Annotated in this window: 20 protein-coding genes; 12 read left to right on the forward strand and 8 right to left on the reverse strand. The window is 59.1% G+C overall.

Annotated elements, in window-relative coordinates:
* Positions 1-58: 58 nt before the first annotated feature.
* Both TRL7639_RS05655 and TRL7639_RS05660 read left to right on the forward strand, forming a co-directional pair.
* Positions 59-1,441 (forward strand): DUF1800 domain-containing protein, encoded by a 1,383-nt coding sequence (locus tag TRL7639_RS05655; protein ID WP_085794782.1) that lies wholly within the window; start codon positions 59-61, stop codon positions 1,439-1,441.
* Positions 1,442-1,466: 25 nt separating this feature from the next.
* On the forward strand, positions 1,467-2,633 hold the full coding sequence (locus tag TRL7639_RS05660; protein ID WP_085796268.1) for a DUF1501 domain-containing protein: 1,167 nt from the start codon (positions 1,467-1,469) through the stop codon (positions 2,631-2,633).
* Between the two features lie 84 nt (positions 2,634-2,717).
* Here TRL7639_RS05660 and TRL7639_RS23030 read toward each other — a convergent pair whose 3' ends face one another.
* On the reverse strand, positions 2,718-2,879 hold the full coding sequence (locus TRL7639_RS23030; RefSeq protein WP_165759705.1) for a hypothetical protein: 162 nt from the start codon (positions 2,877-2,879) through the stop codon (positions 2,718-2,720).
* Between the two features lies 1 nt (position 2,880).
* Positions 2,881-3,600, reverse strand: coding sequence for a response regulator (locus tag TRL7639_RS05665; protein ID WP_085794783.1), 720 nt, complete (start codon positions 3,598-3,600; stop codon positions 2,881-2,883).
* 158 nt (positions 3,601-3,758) lie between these two features.
* On the opposite strand from TRL7639_RS05665, the gene mce reads away from it, so the two are divergent.
* Both mce and TRL7639_RS05675 read left to right on the forward strand, forming a co-directional pair.
* Positions 3,759-4,163, forward strand: a complete 405-nt coding sequence (gene mce / locus TRL7639_RS05670) for a methylmalonyl-CoA epimerase (RefSeq protein ID WP_085794784.1) — start codon at positions 3,759-3,761, stop codon at positions 4,161-4,163.
* 58 nt (positions 4,164-4,221) lie between these two features.
* Entirely contained in the window at positions 4,222-4,497 is a 276-nt protein-coding gene (locus TRL7639_RS05675) for a DUF1467 family protein (protein WP_085794785.1), read from the forward strand.
* Positions 4,498-4,683: 186 nt separating this feature from the next.
* On the opposite strand, the gene TRL7639_RS05680 is transcribed toward TRL7639_RS05675, so the two are convergent.
* The 3 genes from TRL7639_RS05680 to TRL7639_RS05690 all read right to left on the reverse strand — a co-directional run bounded on the left by TRL7639_RS05680 (position 4,684) and on the right by TRL7639_RS05690 (position 7,432).
* Positions 4,684-5,382 carry an EI24 domain-containing protein gene (locus tag TRL7639_RS05680; RefSeq protein WP_207559641.1) on the reverse strand — a complete coding sequence of 233 codons (699 nt, stop codon included), beginning with the start codon at positions 5,380-5,382 and terminating at the stop codon, positions 4,684-4,686.
* Entirely contained in the window at positions 5,379-5,957 is a 579-nt protein-coding gene (locus tag TRL7639_RS05685) for a nitroreductase family protein (protein WP_085794786.1), read from the reverse strand. Before TRL7639_RS05685 ends, TRL7639_RS05680 begins: the two co-directional genes overlap by 4 nt.
* Before the next feature lie 350 nt (positions 5,958-6,307).
* Positions 6,308-7,432 (reverse strand): histone deacetylase-like amidohydrolase, encoded by a 1,125-nt coding sequence (locus TRL7639_RS05690; protein ID WP_085794787.1) that lies wholly within the window; start codon positions 7,430-7,432, stop codon positions 6,308-6,310.
* A gap of 74 nt (positions 7,433-7,506) precedes the next feature.
* On the opposite strand from TRL7639_RS05690, the gene TRL7639_RS05695 reads away from it, so the two are divergent.
* Positions 7,507-7,785 carry a DUF167 domain-containing protein gene (locus TRL7639_RS05695; protein ID WP_085794788.1) on the forward strand — a complete coding sequence of 93 codons (279 nt, stop codon included), beginning with the start codon at positions 7,507-7,509 and terminating at the stop codon, positions 7,783-7,785.
* Between the two features lie 82 nt (positions 7,786-7,867).
* Here TRL7639_RS05695 and TRL7639_RS05700 read toward each other — a convergent pair whose 3' ends face one another.
* Complete coding sequence (locus TRL7639_RS05700) at positions 7,868-8,107, reverse strand: DUF8831 family protein (protein ID WP_085794789.1); 240 nt, start codon at positions 8,105-8,107, stop codon at positions 7,868-7,870.
* 120 nt (positions 8,108-8,227) lie between these two features.
* Here TRL7639_RS05700 and TRL7639_RS05705 point away from each other — a divergent pair, with 120 nt between their 5' ends.
* The 4 genes from TRL7639_RS05705 to TRL7639_RS05720 all read left to right on the forward strand — a co-directional run bounded on the left by TRL7639_RS05705 (position 8,228) and on the right by TRL7639_RS05720 (position 9,905).
* Entirely contained in the window at positions 8,228-8,932 is a 705-nt protein-coding gene (locus TRL7639_RS05705; RefSeq protein WP_085794790.1) for a M48 family metallopeptidase, read from the forward strand.
* Complete coding sequence (locus TRL7639_RS05710; protein ID WP_085794791.1) at positions 8,929-9,297, forward strand: YigZ family protein; 369 nt, start codon at positions 8,929-8,931, stop codon at positions 9,295-9,297. Before TRL7639_RS05705 ends, TRL7639_RS05710 begins: the two co-directional genes overlap by 4 nt.
* A gap of 73 nt (positions 9,298-9,370) precedes the next feature.
* Positions 9,371-9,625 (forward strand): DUF6455 family protein, encoded by a 255-nt coding sequence (locus TRL7639_RS05715; protein WP_085796270.1) that lies wholly within the window; start codon positions 9,371-9,373, stop codon positions 9,623-9,625.
* 10 nt (positions 9,626-9,635) lie between these two features.
* Positions 9,636-9,905 (forward strand): DUF6455 family protein, encoded by a 270-nt coding sequence (locus TRL7639_RS05720; protein WP_085794792.1) that lies wholly within the window; start codon positions 9,636-9,638, stop codon positions 9,903-9,905.
* 222 nt (positions 9,906-10,127) lie between these two features.
* Here the strand turns inward: TRL7639_RS05720 and TRL7639_RS05725 are convergent, their stop codons facing one another.
* Positions 10,128-10,370 carry a CDGSH iron-sulfur domain-containing protein gene (locus tag TRL7639_RS05725; RefSeq protein WP_085794793.1) on the reverse strand — a complete coding sequence of 81 codons (243 nt, stop codon included), beginning with the start codon at positions 10,368-10,370 and terminating at the stop codon, positions 10,128-10,130.
* 332 nt (positions 10,371-10,702) lie between these two features.
* On the opposite strand from TRL7639_RS05725, the gene TRL7639_RS05730 reads away from it, so the two are divergent.
* Positions 10,703-11,164 (forward strand): ImmA/IrrE family metallo-endopeptidase, encoded by a 462-nt coding sequence (locus TRL7639_RS05730; RefSeq protein ID WP_085794794.1) that lies wholly within the window; start codon positions 10,703-10,705, stop codon positions 11,162-11,164.
* A 26-nt stretch (positions 11,165-11,190) separates the two neighbouring features.
* Positions 11,191-11,613: a hypothetical protein gene (locus TRL7639_RS05735; RefSeq protein ID WP_133057615.1), complete on the forward strand. Its 423-nt coding sequence runs from the start codon at positions 11,191-11,193 to the stop codon at positions 11,611-11,613.
* 23 nt (positions 11,614-11,636) lie between these two features.
* Here TRL7639_RS05735 and rimO read toward each other — a convergent pair whose 3' ends face one another.
* Positions 11,637-13,058 carry a 30S ribosomal protein S12 methylthiotransferase RimO gene (gene rimO, locus TRL7639_RS05740; RefSeq protein ID WP_085794796.1) on the reverse strand — a complete coding sequence of 474 codons (1,422 nt, stop codon included), beginning with the start codon at positions 13,056-13,058 and terminating at the stop codon, positions 11,637-11,639.
* Positions 13,059-13,157: 99 nt separating this feature from the next.
* Between rimO and TRL7639_RS05745 the strand changes: the two genes are divergently transcribed.
* Positions 13,158-15,113, forward strand: coding sequence for an AsmA family protein (locus TRL7639_RS05745; RefSeq protein WP_085794797.1), 1,956 nt, complete (start codon positions 13,158-13,160; stop codon positions 15,111-15,113).
* Positions 15,114-15,122 lie beyond the last annotated feature (9 nt).

Consider the following 15,122-nt stretch of genomic DNA (forward strand, 5'->3'; position numbering starts at 1 on the left):
TCGTTTTACTTCGCCTGCCTCGAACTGTCTGCTACCCTGTCCTGCAAAGGACGGAAACATGGGCTTTTCACCGGAATTGGCCGAATTACGATTTGGGTGCGGTTTGTCACCCGGCCTTGCGCCGCCCGACAGCACCGAGCAGATGTTGGGCGCTTTGTCCGGCCCGGACGTTGCTGCGCTTAGGTATCCGATCGAAGATTTCCCAGAATTCCGGGCGCGCCTGGTTCAACAACAGCGCCTGACCCGTGCGATACGCAAGGCCAAGACCCCGGCCCGCAAGGCGGCTTTGCGCGACGAAAACCGCAAACGCAACAAGGCAACGCGGCGCCAAAGCATTGCCTGGTTTGGCCAAGCGCTGTTGCGCTGGACCCATACACCGCAAGGCTTTCGCGAACGTCTGGTGCGGTTCTGGGCCGATCACTTTACCGCCCAGGGTAAACGGGGCGTCATGATCCATGGCGGGCTTCCCTATCAAGAGGAGGTCATCCGTCCCAATATCTTAGGCCGGTTCGAAGATCTGCTGTTTGCCGCTGCGACCCATCCCCTGATGGTGCATTACCTTGATCAACGCCATTCGGTGGGACCCAACAGCCAGATCGGCCAGAAAAAGCGCGGCCTGGGACTGAATGAAAACCTGGCGCGTGAGGTGATCGAGCTTCACACGTTGGGGGTCGATGGGCCTTATGATCAGGCGGACGTGCGCCAATTGGCCGAGCTGTTTACCGGGATCAGCTATGTGCCGGAGAAAGGGTTCGTCTATCGTGCCAAGGCGGCAGAGCCGGGGGCAGAGACTGTTCTGGGCAAAACCTATGGCGGGGACGACGCGCGGTTTCGTGACATTCGGGCGGTGTTGCGGGACCTTGCGCGGCACCCGGCGACCGCTGACCACATCGCGCGAAAGCTTGCGGTGCATTTCTTGTCCGACGCACCTCCGCAGGAGCTGGTTGCACATGTGGCCGCGCGGTACCGCGAAACGGGCGGGGCGTTGGTCGAGGTCTATCATGCGCTGCTCAGCCATCCTCTGGCGTGGGCCCCAAAGTTGGGGAACGTCAAACCGGCGTTTGATTTTGTCGCCTCAGCCTGCCGCGCCTTGGCAGTGCCGGCGACTAAGGTGACCGAGGCCAAGCCAGGTTTGGTGAAACGTGTATTCCTTGGGCCTCTTCGGCTAATGGGTCAGCCTTGGTTGCGACCGGCGGGACCAGATGGCTGGTCCGAAGTCGATGCGGATTGGTTGTCGCCACAAGGGCAGGCGGCGCGCATCGGGTGGGCCATGTCCGGGCCTTCAATTCTGACACCGGACCTTGTCGATCCGCGTGTTTTCCTGAGGCATGCATTGGGCAGCTACGCCTCGCCGCTTTTGCAGCACGAGGTTCATGGCGCCGAAAGCCGGGCCGATGGCATCGGACTGGTGCTCATGTCTCCAAGTTTTCAACGCAGATAAAAAGGGGCGATTAATGGTTGGTGATATGACCCGCAGACATGTTTTGTCCCGGTCCTTGGCACTTGGGTGTACGGCTGCTGCCAGTCCGTTTGTGTCTTCCGTCAGCTTCGCGCAGACATCTGGGGAAAACCGGCTGGTTGTGATCATCTTGCGCGGAGGGATGGATGGCATTGACGTGATCCGCCCCTTTGGAGATCCCAACTATTCGTTGGCGCGCCCAACTCTTGCCTCGGATCCATCGCGCGCTGATCTGGATGGTTTCTTTGGATTGCACCCGGCGTTTGGGGGCTTGATGCCCTTGTGGGACGCTGGTGAGTTGGCCGCTGTTCATGCTGTTGCAACGCCCTATCGCAACAAGCGAAGTCACTTTGATGGGCAGGACCTGCTTGAGGCAGGTTTGACGACCTTGGATTCTGAGCATGGCGGATGGTTGAATCGCGCGCTGCAACTGGTGCCGGGGGCCGAGATGCGAACGGCCATGGGGTTGGGGCAGGGCGTGCAGCGGGTCTTGGACGGAACAGCCCCCGCCGGGCATTGGGCCCCTGATGCGGATCTGTCGCTGTCCTTGGAAACGATGGAACGCGCGCGGCGTGTGATGTCCGAGGAGACGGCGTTTCTGAATGCGTTCACGCAGGCCGAGATGCTTTCATCTCCTGTCGGTGGCTCCGGCCAGATGGCAGCGCTGCATAAAGGCGGGATGCACGTCAACATTGCGCGTTATGCGGCAGATCAGTTGCAACAGGATACAAGGATCGTTGCATTTTCGTTGAACGGTTGGGACACCCACCGTGATCAACGACGAGGCATGGCGAAAGCCGCCGAGCTGTTGATCGAAGCTATTTTGACGTTGAAGCGCGAGTTGAGACCAGACATCTGGGGGCAAACCACCGTCGTCACGATGAGCGAGTTTGGTCGCACTGTGGCCGAGAACGGGTCAAAGGGCACGGATCATGGAACAGGCGGCGTCATGCTTTTGGCAGGTGGGGCGGTGCGCGGGGGCTGCGTCTACGGAGAATGGCCGGGTTTGGACGAGGCCCAGTTGTATGACCGCCGCGATTTGCTGCCAACCGCAGACGTGCGTGAAATGACCGCTTGGGTTTTGCGCGCGTCTTTGGGCATAGACGCGGGCGATTTGGAGCGCACGGTGTTCCCGGGGCTGAAACTTGGGCGTGATCCCGGGCTCATGATGTGAGTGGTCGAAGTCCTTGCCTGTTTACGCTTTCAGAGCAATGCATGCCGAAGCCGGGTCCTGTTTGCTTGAACGGCACGCGAAGCCCTAGCGTTTTTGCGTCACCGGGCGATACGGCAACACCAGATCCTTTTTCAATTGCACGGTCATGGACGAGCGATTGCGGCGAATTTCGCGTGCCGCAATGCGTGCCTGAACGAATAGAACGATGCCGAGGGTGCTGAGGGCGATCAAGAACGTCTCGAGCATGTCAGATGGCCTTTCTGCGATCCAATCGCTCCTGGATCAGCCCGGCAACCCGTGCGGCATCGGTCGCCACCGGGGCGCCTTTAGCGCGTGCCTTGGCCAGGTCGCGGGCGGCGTTGGCCAAGACCGTGTCTGACGCGCTACGGGCAACGCCGCTGACAAATTGTGCAACGTAGTCCAGGGTTTTGCCATCACAGGTATCGGTCAACACATCTGCGACATGTGCCATGTCGTCCTGATAGGCGATGGGATCAGGATCGATGGTTTCATCATGCATGACTCGTGGTCCCGACGGGTGCCGGTCCGCTGGCAGCTTCGACAAAACAGCGGTTTGGAAGACAGCCAGCGAAGTGATGGGTTTGGCCAGAAAACCGTCTGCCCCGGCGGCGATGGCGGTGTCTTCGGCAAACTCGTCGCCTGAGGTGCCCAGAATGACGCCCACGCGTGGCGTGGCATTGGCAAGCTCTTCGATCAGGTCCGCGCCCGATCCGTCGGGCAAGCCAAGGTCGACGATGATGACCGACGGGCGATAGATCTGCAGATGTCTGCGGGCCGATTTCAGGCAATCCGCACGTCGAATGCGCGCACCGCTGCGCAAACACAATAGACGCATGGCCTCGCAGGCATAGCGGCTGTCTTCGACCACCAGGATGGTGAGGCCGAGCAGCGGGCGAGTGGCCGTGGGAATACGGAGAGGTGAGGCGAAGGGGTCCGAATCGTTCATGACAAGCTCCTCTTGGCAGACTGCTGCCACGCTATGAAACCCTGGCTAACAAGGCGTTAACGCCCAAGCCCGGGCAGATGGGCGATATGGCGCACTTGCTCTTGCGGGACGGACCCCCCATAACCCGCTGCAACCAACAGGAGCTTAGGAGATTTGCCATGATCGGCCGTCTGAACCATGTCGCCATTGCCGTGCCCGACCTCGAGGCAGCCTCGGCACAGTATCGCAACGCTTTGGGCGCCAAAGTGGGCGAGCCGCAGGACGAACCCGATCACGGTGTGACCGTGGTGTTCATCGAATTGCCAAATACCAAGATCGAACTGCTCTATCCGCTGGGTGACAACAGCCCGATCAACGGGTTTCTGGAAAAGAACCCCGCAGGCGGCATTCACCACGTGTGCTACGAAGTCGAGGATATCATCGCGGCCCGTGATCACCTGAAGGAAACTGGTGCCCGCGTTCTGGGATCGGGTGAGCCCAAGATCGGCGCGCATGGCAAGCCGGTGCTTTTCCTGCACCCCAAGGATTTCAACGGCTGCCTGGTGGAACTCGAACAGGTCTGACCCATCTAACAAAACGGCCCCCTAAGTGTGGGGGCCGATCCCATGCAGGAGCGCTCGCATGTCCATCACTTCGGCCTTGGTTTTGTACGCCGTCATCTGGTTCATGACCCTGCTCATCGTCCTTCCAATCCGGGTCAAAACCCAAGGGGATATGGGCGAGATTGTACCGGGGACTCATGCCGGGGCGCCCGAAGTTCATCACATGAAACAAAAGATGTGGATCACGACCGGGGTAGCCTTCGTTCTTTGGGTGATCATTGGCGGCATCATCCTGAGCGGCTGGATCTCGATCAGCGATTTTGATTGGACGAAAAACCTCCAGTCCAACCAGTGATCCAAGATCCCCTAGGTCAGTTGTCTTGCAGGATGCTGACCTCTTAATCGCGAAGCACTCCCGCTCGTCGTCAACGCCCCTGGCGGGACGTCTCCTCCCGTTGGGCCAGGCTCATGCGGGCTTTGCCCGCATGAGCCTGGCCCCCTGCCGTCCGCAGGACGCAAGGCCGATAGGCCGCGCAGGTTTCTAGGAGGGTCGCCCGTCAAGGTGATGGTAAATGTGCGTGAACGTTGCTGCTCCGATGATCGGGATCAACAGGTTGACCAAGGGTACCGACAGCGGCACTGCCATCAGGATTCCAGCCATCCAGATCGTGACCGAGTGTTTCGAGCGCAATTTGCGCGCGCCTTCACGTCCAAGGCGGCGCATAGCGGCGAGGGTGAAATACTCTCGTCCCAGAAGGAAACCATTCAGCGCCCAGAAGATGAAAGGGGCCAATGGTGCAAATATGACATAAAGGATCAGCGCCACAAGGTTTGCTGCAAGCAACACGCCGAGGAAACTGAGCGAGTCTCTCAGCCCTTCGCTCAAAGGAACGCCGGGCACTGGTGGCAGCTGAGGATAATGCCGATCCTCGACGGCCTGAGCGACCTCGTCCAGAAACATCGAGGTAAATGCCGATGCCACAGGTACCATCAGAAACACGGACAGAACCATCATCAGCAGCACCGAAGAAACACCAGCAGCATCCCCGAGCCAGGTTATTTCACCAATCCAGGGCAGGGTTACGGCCGGGCCCACCAGAAATTGCACCAGCCAGACAAAGCCGAACGTGGTGGCGACAAGCAACCCCAGTGTCAGACCCACGCCCAAAAACAGGACTTTACGAAAGCGGGGATCTCCCATCTGACCCAAGGCGGCAAAAAACGAATTGAGAATGATCATTGGGACACCCAGTTTGTAATGGCGGCCACGTCGGGGCGGGGACGTTCGGGCGGCGCCGCACCTTCGGTGGCGATATGGACAAAGCCCGCGATGCGCTCGTGTTCAGCCAATCCCAGGGCTTGTTCACGGAACACACGATCATGGCTGACCCAGCCCGAGAGCCAATTTGCGCCCCAACCCGCCGCCAAGGCCGCGTTCAAAAGCGCAAGGCAGACCGCGCCTGCCGAATAGGTTTGTTCGATGGCTGGAATCTTTTCCGAGGGTTTCTGCACCTCGATCACTGCAACGGCCAATTGCCCTAGATCGAATTGGTTTCGGCCCTTTGCGATATCTTCCGAGGATTTTCCCAAAGCCTGTCCTCGCTCTTCGGTCAGAGACGCCAAGCGCGGCATCGCGCCCTGTTCCAGCACGACGAACCGCCAGGGTTCCAGCTTGCCGTGATCGGGGCTGCGGGCGGCAGCTGTCAGGAGCGGCATCAATTGCGCGCGCGTCGGGGCCGGAGCCACCAGCGTCTTGGCCGGGCGTGACCTTCGTGACAGCAGAAATTCCAGGGCGGCAGGGTTCTCAAGGGGCATATGTGAAACCTATTTACATGCGAGTTGCCTTGTATCTCGGTCAGTGCGGCCCAAGTTTCAAGGGTAAATCCTGCGTCATAGCCGAGCGATCCGGGTTGTTTTCGACCCAAGATGCCAGATACCTAGGCTCTCAACAGTACTACGAGGCTTTCATGATCAAATCGTTTTCCCATCTCATTTGCGCTGCATCGTTGTTGGCGGCTTGTCAGCCAACAACTTCAAGCTCGGTCAATGTGGGGTTTTCGTCTCCTGTCTTTGCAGTGGGCAGCGCTCCACCGCCGGGCCGAACCGAGGCAGAGCGCTCTGCTCGGCGCAAATATTATCAAGGCCCGCGCGGGGACGAATGGTGATCAACCGGGTGTAATTGCGCCGGGGTTCAGTTCGTGTGCCATGTCTTCGACCAGTTCCAAAAGGAAACGGTCAAACCGGGCCGAGGGTTGGCGCGCCTCCAGAACTTCGGTCAGCGGATCGGGTGCGCTGATGTCGCTGCCTGACAAAGCTTCCAGTGTGGCGTGGGCGCAAAAGGGTACGTGAACCTCAGAGTACCCACCTTCGTGTACCAGAACCAATTTGCCCGCGCACAGCCGATCGGCTGCAGCCTTTGTCCTGAGCGTCATCTGCCGATAGGTGTCCGAAGTCGCCAGCATCCGCGCCAGAGGATCCACGCCCGAAGCGTCATAGCCACAGGCCACAATGATCATTTCCGGCCGATAGGCATCCAGCGCGGGCAGAACAATTTGATCCATGACCGCCATATACGCCGTGTGGCCCGCGCCAGCAGGCAACGGAACGTTCAAATTGTACCCTTCGCCGGGTCCTTTGCCCCGGTCAGCGAAGTCACCGCTGTCCATCGGATAGTTGCCTTCTTGATGCATCGAGATCGTCAGCACATCGGCGCGGTTGTAAAAAATGCCCTCGGTGCCGTTCCCGTGGTGTACATCCCAATCTATGACCGCGACACGGCCCAATCCGAGGCTGGATTTTGCGGCTTCAATTGCGATGGCAATGTTAGCCAACAGGCAAAAGCCATTGGGAAAATCTGGCAGGCAATGATGACCAGGAGGGCGCGAAAGCGCATAGGCATTGGGCATTTCACCGGTCCAAACGGCCCGAACAGCTTCAACGCTCAGACCGGCAGACAAAGCTGCGATCTCATACCCGCCCGAGCCAAAGGGGGTGCGACGCCCCAACTCTCCACCTGTGCCATCCGAGAGACGTTTGAATTCATCAAGATAGCCGACGGGGTGGACACGCAACAGATCAGTCCGCGTCGCGGGTTCAGCCCCGCGCATGACCAGATCGCGGGGCAGGCCGGTTACATTCATCAAGTTGATCAGTCGGCGTTTGGTTTCGGGGCTTTCAGGAAAACCACCTGCGGCCAGCGGCTGCACCAACCCCCCCACTGGCAGGGTAAAGGCATAGTTGCCGCCACTGTGCCAAAAGCACTTTTCGTCCCAAAAGAACCCGGTTTTCATCTGCTTGCCTCTCCCCTGGACGCGCCGCACAATAGCGGTGGTGCTTGCGGCTCAGTCTTGTCACACTCGGCCTCATGGCAAGAGCAAAAGTCAAAAACCTGCTGGATCTGTCTGAACACGCGCGCCCTGGACAGGAAATCACGGTCAAGGTCACTCCGAACGCTGCACAGACCTCTTTGATGCTCAAGGGAGAGGTCTTGCATGCCTCAGTCACGGCGCCTCCTGAAAACGGCAAAGCAAATGCAGCGGTTGCGCGCCTATTGGCGCAGGCTTTGGGGATAGCCCCCAGTGGATTGAGCCTGATGCGTGGTCAAACCTCGAGGCACAAGACGTTCCGAGTAGTCAGCTTTTGAGCATGACACTCCGCGCATTTTTCTTGTTTGAAGCACGGCGGGGAGGCGCCTGGCACCGAGGGCAGAGCCCCCAAAGCCGCCTCTATTCCGGGGTCAGGCGCAGTTGATAGACCCCTTCGGGCAGATCCAGCGCCGCCGCCAGATCGCGCAATTGCTCGGGCGACAACGTGATCTTTTGCACGCTGTCCGTGCGGGGATCAAATTGTTCCAGCGTTACACATTCCGCAAAGCTGTTGATGGTGACATCTTCCTGAAGCGGTGTTTCGCCTTCGTCCACCAGGGTGATGACGGTGGCGTCAAATTCATGCTCGATTGTAAACATAAACCTAGAGTGCCCAGCCCAAAGCGCCAATGCAACCAAAAGCCGCGCTGTTTCCGGGTGGCAGCTGCATTTCTGGCGCGCTAGGTTCTGAAACAGGTCTCAACAGGGAAAGGCTCCTCTATGCGTCGGATGCTATTGCTGCTGGCAGTCGTCATGTCTGCTTGCGGTCAGATCCCTGAGGCGAGCCTGCCCACGGGTGGCAAATTGCCGGCTGACTTTGATGCAGATGCCGCTGCGTTGAGTTTCCGCCAAGTCAGTGGTGCAGTTGGCCCCGCGGCCGAGCGTATCTGCCGCGATCGGACCAGGGGCATCAATTGCAACTTTCGCATCGCCATCAACCTGGACCCAGAGGCGCCAATCAACGCCTTTCAAACCCTTGATGACAAGGGAAACCCGGTGGTCATATTTACGGTCGCCATGTTGGCCGATGTGCGCAACACGGATGAGTTGGCCTTTGTCATGAGCCACGAGGCCGCGCATCACATTCTGGGGCATTTGGATAAACAGGCCAATAACGCGGCAGCAGGGGCGGAATTCTATGCCGACCGAGAAGCGCGCAAAGGCGGTACCCCCAGTGATATTCGACAGGCGCAAGAGTTGGGGGCCGTGGTCGGATCGCGCATTTTCTCCAAGGAGTTTGAGCTGGAGGCAGACGCTCTGGGTTCGATCATCGCGATGGAGGCCGGATACGATCCGCTTCGAGGCGCGCAGTTTTTCTTTCGCTTGCCGGATCCGGGGGACAAGTTTCTGGGATCCCATCCTCCCAACGCCGAGCGACTGGAGATCGTGCGGTTGGCGGTTCGCAATCCCGGATTGTTGCAATGAGCGATTTGATCCGACTGGGCGTAATCTTGACCGATCGCGGCTCAAAATACGCGGTGACCGGTGCGCGGGTAACCAGCCGGTCCGAAGTGGACGCGGTTCTGACCGAGCTCAAGCAGGACCGTGCCTACGCTAAGGCCACGCACAACACTTGGGCGGCGGTGCTGCCGCAAGGCGCACTCAAGGCAGATGATGGTGAAAGTGGTGCAGGGATCGTGATCCTGCGGATGATGGAACGGGCGGAGATGAGCGATCATGTGATCATCGTCACCCGGTGGTACGGGGGCAAGAAATTGGGTGGTGACCGGTTTCGGCGAGTGCAGGATGCGGTGCGGGCCTATTTTGACGACCGAGGAATCGGGCATTGATCTGAATCAAGGCGACGTGGGGCGCCTGCGATACCCTTTGAGTCGCGACACGCGCGATCAGAGGATGAAACTCATGCAAAACCGTGAACAGCTTAAACGCCACGCCGATCTTGTCGACCGGATGGCAACCGTCCGTGGCATCGACCTCGAGGAGCAGGCGCTGCGCGGCAATGTCTCGATCGACGAAATCACCGATGCGGTGTTCAGCTGCACCAATTGCACGAACCCCGAACACTGCCAGCAATGGCTGAACGGGCGCGACAGTGCACCTGCGACGCCGGAATATTGTCGCAACGCGGATCTGTTCTCGGCCTTGGCCCCGAAATAGAGAGCTTGTAATGACCGCACGCGACACCCTTGGCCCAATCAACCGCCACTTTTGGCTGACTCGGTCGGTGGCGCGTTGCATGGGGGTGTCGTTGACCGAGGCGATGGCAACGGGCCGCCTGACCGAAGGGGAATATGCCCGCATGGTCACAACCTGCCGTCGTGCCGAATGCGCCGAGACCTGTCAGGAGTGGCTGGCGCAACAGTGCAGCGTCGTGGACGAAGCACCGATGCATTGCGCCAACGCAGAACTGCTGAACCGCCTGCGTGGAACCGGATAGGGCATCACAAAGGGCGAGCGGCTCCCGCCCGTCGTCAATTTTTCTGATGAAAAACCTCCTCCCGTTGGGCCCGGCCTCGCTACGCTCGGCGGGTTGCGCGTGTTGCGAAACAGGTGCCCCAAGCGAAACCGCGCCGGGCATCGCCCGGCGCTGGGCCCAAGGCCGCCAGCGGTGCTGACGCAGTCAGGATCGTGCGGGCGCGGGAGCCCCCCTTGTTGACCCTCAGAGCTTGGAGTGGCTGCCGTCGCAGAGGGGGGATTTGTCGCTGGCCTTGCAGCCGCAGAAGAAGACCTTTTTGTCCGCGGGCGCCGTGTATTTGACCGGGTTCAGGCCGGTGTCCTTGTGCGATCCATCGCAAAAAGGTTGTTTCTGAGACTTCCCGCAGGCGCACCAGAAATAGGTTTTCCCCTCGGTCACCTCGACCGGATAGGGGGCTTTCTGGGCGATGATGGGCGCGTCGGACATGTGGCTCTCCTTGGATGGCGTGTGTCTGATCCAGAGGATAGCGGAGTGGGGGAGGATTGGTAGGTTGTTGGCTGTGGCGTTGCGGTCTTTCCGGGCAGTGGTTTTGCGCAGATGCGGCAGATAGACCCAATGTTGCCGTGTCTACTGGAAAACAACACGTTACTTCTTAAGTAAATGTACACGTGTCTGTGTGTATGCAATGCTGAAAGCGACGTACGTACTTTTGATACGTAGTAACGTTTGAAAATCGTTGCCAAAGTGTAAGCATCTGCTAAGACGCGGTACAGTACCAGTGTAGTTTTGAACTGTAACTTTGTAGGAGGGCGTATGTTATGACAGATATCAAGCTGCGAGCTGAGCTTCTTCGCAAGAAGTACGATCTGACCAAACCGCCGTACAATGCGGAAACTATTGCCGAAAATGAAGGGGTTGACGTTCAATTTGTGAACTTTTCTCCAGAGGCAAGCAAGAAGATTCATGGTTTCTACGATCATGACGAAAAGAGAATCTACGTAAACACCGACGATGAACCGCAGGAAAAACTCTTCACTATAGCTCATGAGCTGGGCCATCATTTGTTGCATATTGAACATGCAGCTAGTGCAGAATATGTACCCCGGCTAAAGTTCGAAGTTGACACAGAGATGGAGCGGGAAGCTGACTTTTTTGCTGAATGCTTGTTGGCACCATCCGACGAAGTGAAGAAGTATTACCCGGCACTTACCGAAAAACAGTTGAGTTCAATGTTTTTGGTGTCGCCTGATATCATTTCAAAGGCGCTCACCCGCGTGTGAGCGCTTTTTTCGTATAAGTGACGACTGTGACTGAAAATTTTGAAGACAACTACAAAAAATTCAACCTAGATTTTGCAAAAAGCTCGTTGCTACGAGACAGTGTCCAAGATCGAGACAGCGATCTAGACGATAGCTTGAAGGCGGCGGAGCAAGTAACGCACAAGTATCGTGAAGACATTATTGAGCTTCACTTGGATAGTATCAGGCTGTCGCACGAAGACCAAAAAGATAACCGTCGGATGAGGTGGAACTACTCACAGTGGGTTTTTAGTTATCTTGTGTGCTACTCTATGTTCGTTTTTGTGTTGTTGATCTTTGATGGATTCGAGCAAGTGACTTTTGATTTACCAGCCTCAGTTCTGGAGTTTTTGGTTGGAAGCACGGCAGTAAGCTCGATCGGGTTGGTCGCGGCAGTTGTCGCTGGGTTGTTCAATAAGCGTGAAAAATAAGAGGCACTGCGTGCGCTTCTCCTTTAGTCGGCTGATGGAGCTTGGGCCATGCGCCCCCACAAATCATACTCCCCCGCCTCATCTACTTCGACCGTGACGATCTCGCCAACACTCAACTCTTCGGTCCCTTCATCAATGAACAGGTTCCCGTCGATCTCGGGTGCGTCGGCCTTGGTGCGGCAGGTGGCGACGCCGTCTTCGTCGATGTCGTCCACGATCACGTCCATGACCTGACCCACCTTGGCCTCTAGCTTGGCCTCGGAAATCGCCTGCGCCTTTTCCATGAAGCGGTCCCAGCGGTCCTGTTTGACCTCGGCCGGAACGTGATCGGCCAAATCGTTTGACCGCGCGCCGTCGACGTTTTCGTATTGGAAGCAGCCGACGCGGTCCAATTGCGCCTCGTCCATCCAGTCGAGCAGATATTGGAATTCGGCCTCGGTCTCGCCCGGATAGCCCACGATAAAGGTCGAGCGCAGGGTGATGTCGGAGCAGACCGCGCGCCAGGCGGCGATCTCGTCCAGGGTTTTGGCCGAGGCCGCGGGGCGGGCCATGCGTTTCAGGACATCGGGGTGGGCGTGCTGGAACGGGATGTCGAGATAGGGCAGCACCGCACTCTCTGGGTCCGCCATCAGCGGGATCAGCTCGCGCACGGACGGGTAGGGATAGACATAGTGCAGCCGCACCCAGAGGTCGCGGGCGTTGCCCAGCTTGCCCAGCTCGCGCGTCAGATCGGTGATGTGGCTGCGCACCTCGCCGTCTTTCCACGGGTTCACATCGTATTTGCGGTCGAGGCCATAGGCGGATGTGTCCTGGCTGATCACCAGCAGTTCGCGCACGCCTGCGCCGACCAGCTTTTCGGCCTCGCGCAGCACCGCATGAGCCGGGCGGCTGGCCAGTTTTCCGCGCATGTCGGGGATGATGCAGAACTTGCACTTGTGGTTACAGCCCTCGGAAATCTTGAGGTAACTGTAGTGGCGCGGGGTGAGCTTGACGCCGCTGGCGGGCAGCAGGTCGACAAACGGGTCGGGCGAGGGGGGCACGGCGCCGTGCACCGCATCGAGCACCTGTTCGTATTGGTGCGGGCCGGTGACGGCCAGGATGCGGGGGTGATGCTCGCGGATGTAATCCGGCTCGGCCCCCAGGCAGCCGGTCACGATGACCTTGCCGTTCTCGGTCAACGCCTCGCCAATGGCGTCGAGGCTTTCGGCCTTGGCGCTGTCGAGAAACCCGCAGGTGTTGACGATCACCGCATCGGCACCCGCATAGTCGGGCGAGACGCCGTACCCTTCGGCCCGCAGCCGGGTCAGGATGCGTTCGCTGTCGACAAGCGCCTTGGGGCATCCCAGGGACACCATTCCAATCGTTGGCTGGCCTGCGCGGGGCTGCTCGGTCATCCGGGCGGCGGGGGCAAGGTCGGGGCGGAGATTTGGCGGGTTTGTGCTCATGCTCGCGCGTATAGTGGGGTTTGGTGGCCCTTGCAAACGTTGTGCGGAGGACGGTGCGCTGGCATAGAATTGGGCAAAAGACGGCTAAGGAGCAGTGTCATGGGGTGGTTGGTTCGGATCAGTGTGATCCTGATTGTGGTTGTTGGGCTGGTGGTTGGTGTCCTTTTGCTGCTGCCGGGAGACAAGATTGCCTCTCTCGCTGCGGATCAGATCAAGGCGCAGACCGGGCGCGACGTCGATTTCGGCAAGGATGTCAAAGTCACGCTATGGCCCGTTTTGGGGGTTGAAACCGGGACAGTGACCGTTGGCAACGCGGATTGGGCCAGTGACGCACCGATGCTGACGGCCGATGCCCTTTCGATCGGCGTTGCCGCCGCGCCTTTGTTGTCCGGCGAGGTGCAAATCAAACGTGTGATCGCGCAAAACCCGGTGCTTCGTCTGGAAGAGGCCAAAGGGCGGAAGAATTGGGATTTCTCGACATCGCCTTCTGCGGGCGGTGGGGCGTCCAGCGGCACCGCGGTCGTGTCCGCCCCCGATGCGTTTGGCGTGACGCTGGAACGTCTCGAACTGCGCAATGCGCGCCTGATCCACGTGAAGGACGGGCAGAGGGACTTGGATTTTGCAGGTGTCACGCTGAAAGCGCGCTGGCCAGAGCCAACCGCGCCGCTGGATGTCGAGGCCTCATTGGCGATCGGTGCGGACAGCATCGACGTGGCCATGACACTGCCTGACCTGCCAGGCTTTGCGGCGGGGCGCGTGACGGACATGAACTTTACCCTGACCGCGCCAGAGACCACCATCAGCTACACAGGCAAGGTCAGCAGCGCGGGCGAGATTGCCGGGCAAGCCAAACTGTCGGCCAAGGACACGGCTCGGATGTTGGCCGCCTTTGGCCAGCCGGGTGTTCGCCTGCCCAAGGGGCTGGGGCAAGCGGCAGAAGTTGCGTCGCAAATCACCTATACGCAGGATGGCAAGCTGGCCCTGCGCGGGTTGACGGCTAACTTGGACCAGAACACATTTTCAGGGAACGCGGATCTGTTGGTTGCGGACCCACCGCAGGTGACTGCGCGCCTGTCGACGGGCACTCTGGATTTGACGGAGCTGTCCGGGGGAAGCGGGGCCGGGGCAGGGCGCGAAGCGGTGGCGGGGCCCTCAAGCGGATGGTCCAAGGCGCCGATTGATGCTTCGGGGCTGGCTTTGGCCAACGGCAGCATTCGGTTGACGGCACAGGCCATCAAGACCACGACGTTGAACCTTGGGCCCAGTGATCTGACACTTGAGCTGGATCGGTCGCGCGGAGTGCTGAAGCTGGCGCCGGTGTCGATTTTTGGCGGAACCGTGACAGGGCAGCTTGTGGCCAACAACCGCAATGGGCTGTCGGTGGGGGGCAAGCTGCAGATGGACGGGATCGAGGCCCAAGATGCGATGGTGACTTTCGCCGACATTGACCGTTTGTCAGGCAAGCTGAACGGCAATTTCGAGTTTCTGGGCGTGGGGCAGACAGAGGATGCGATCTTGCGTTCCCTGTCCGGGAAGGGCGCGTTGCAGATGGGGCGTGGTGTGATCTCGGGGATTGATCTGGACGGTCTGATGGGCAGTGGTAGCGGGTCGGGGGGGGCAACTGTGTTCAACAGCCTGACCGCCAGCTACACGATCCAGAATGGCAATTTGGACAACCGCGATCTGTTGTTGCAACTCGACAATTACCGCGCGGATGGCACAGGCCGGGTTGGTCTCGGCGCGCGTGACATCGACTATCTGTTTACGCCTATCGCGTTGCGTGCCAACGCGGGCCAGGGGCTTTCCATACCGGTGCGTATCGTGGGGCCTTGGGCGGATCCGGCGATCAAACCTGACCTGAGTCAGGTGATCGAGGCTGCTGCCGGGGTCGAAATCGACAAGATCGAGCAAGAGGCCAAGGATCGTGCGCTCGAGAAGCTGGGCCAAGAACTGGATACCACCGTGACCGAGGATCAGAACATCGAAGAGCTGATCAAGGACCGGCTCGAGGATGAAGCCAAGAAAGGCGTGCTAAAGCTTTTTGGGCTCGACTGAGTTTGCAGA

Source organism: Falsiruegeria litorea R37 (assembly GCF_900172225.1).
In the GTDB taxonomy this organism is placed as follows: domain Bacteria; phylum Pseudomonadota; class Alphaproteobacteria; order Rhodobacterales; family Rhodobacteraceae; genus Falsiruegeria; species Falsiruegeria litorea.

Excerpts from the sequence above, each read along its gene's own strand:
- TRL7639_RS05655 (WP_085794782.1), top strand. The coding sequence starts at position 59 with ATGGGCTTTTCACCGGAATTGGCCGAATTACGATTTGGGTGCGGTTTG.
- TRL7639_RS05660 (WP_085796268.1), top strand. The coding sequence starts at position 1,467 with ATGACCCGCAGACATGTTTTGTCCCGGTCCTTGGCACTTGGGTGTACG.
- TRL7639_RS23030 (WP_165759705.1), bottom strand. The coding sequence starts at position 2,879 with ATGCTCGAGACGTTCTTGATCGCCCTCAGCACCCTCGGCATCGTTCTA.
- TRL7639_RS05665 (WP_085794783.1), bottom strand. The coding sequence starts at position 3,600 with ATGAACGATTCGGACCCCTTCGCCTCACCTCTCCGTATTCCCACGGCC.
- mce (WP_085794784.1), top strand. The coding sequence starts at position 3,759 with ATGATCGGCCGTCTGAACCATGTCGCCATTGCCGTGCCCGACCTCGAG.
- TRL7639_RS05675 (WP_085794785.1), top strand. The coding sequence starts at position 4,222 with ATGTCCATCACTTCGGCCTTGGTTTTGTACGCCGTCATCTGGTTCATG.
- TRL7639_RS05680 (WP_207559641.1), bottom strand. The coding sequence starts at position 5,382 with ATGATCATTCTCAATTCGTTTTTTGCCGCCTTGGGTCAGATGGGAGAT.
- TRL7639_RS05685 (WP_085794786.1), bottom strand. The coding sequence starts at position 5,957 with ATGCCCCTTGAGAACCCTGCCGCCCTGGAATTTCTGCTGTCACGAAGG.
- TRL7639_RS05690 (WP_085794787.1), bottom strand. The coding sequence starts at position 7,432 with ATGAAAACCGGGTTCTTTTGGGACGAAAAGTGCTTTTGGCACAGTGGC.
- TRL7639_RS05695 (WP_085794788.1), top strand. The coding sequence starts at position 7,507 with ATGGCAAGAGCAAAAGTCAAAAACCTGCTGGATCTGTCTGAACACGCG.
- TRL7639_RS05700 (WP_085794789.1), bottom strand. The coding sequence starts at position 8,107 with ATGTTTACAATCGAGCATGAATTTGACGCCACCGTCATCACCCTGGTG.
- TRL7639_RS05705 (WP_085794790.1), top strand. The coding sequence starts at position 8,228 with ATGCGTCGGATGCTATTGCTGCTGGCAGTCGTCATGTCTGCTTGCGGT.
- TRL7639_RS05710 (WP_085794791.1), top strand. The coding sequence starts at position 8,929 with ATGAGCGATTTGATCCGACTGGGCGTAATCTTGACCGATCGCGGCTCA.
- TRL7639_RS05715 (WP_085796270.1), top strand. The coding sequence starts at position 9,371 with ATGCAAAACCGTGAACAGCTTAAACGCCACGCCGATCTTGTCGACCGG.
- TRL7639_RS05720 (WP_085794792.1), top strand. The coding sequence starts at position 9,636 with ATGACCGCACGCGACACCCTTGGCCCAATCAACCGCCACTTTTGGCTG.
- TRL7639_RS05725 (WP_085794793.1), bottom strand. The coding sequence starts at position 10,370 with ATGTCCGACGCGCCCATCATCGCCCAGAAAGCCCCCTATCCGGTCGAG.
- TRL7639_RS05730 (WP_085794794.1), top strand. The coding sequence starts at position 10,703 with ATGACAGATATCAAGCTGCGAGCTGAGCTTCTTCGCAAGAAGTACGAT.
- rimO (WP_085794796.1), bottom strand. The coding sequence starts at position 13,058 with ATGAGCACAAACCCGCCAAATCTCCGCCCCGACCTTGCCCCCGCCGCC.
- TRL7639_RS05745 (WP_085794797.1), top strand. The coding sequence starts at position 13,158 with ATGGGGTGGTTGGTTCGGATCAGTGTGATCCTGATTGTGGTTGTTGGG.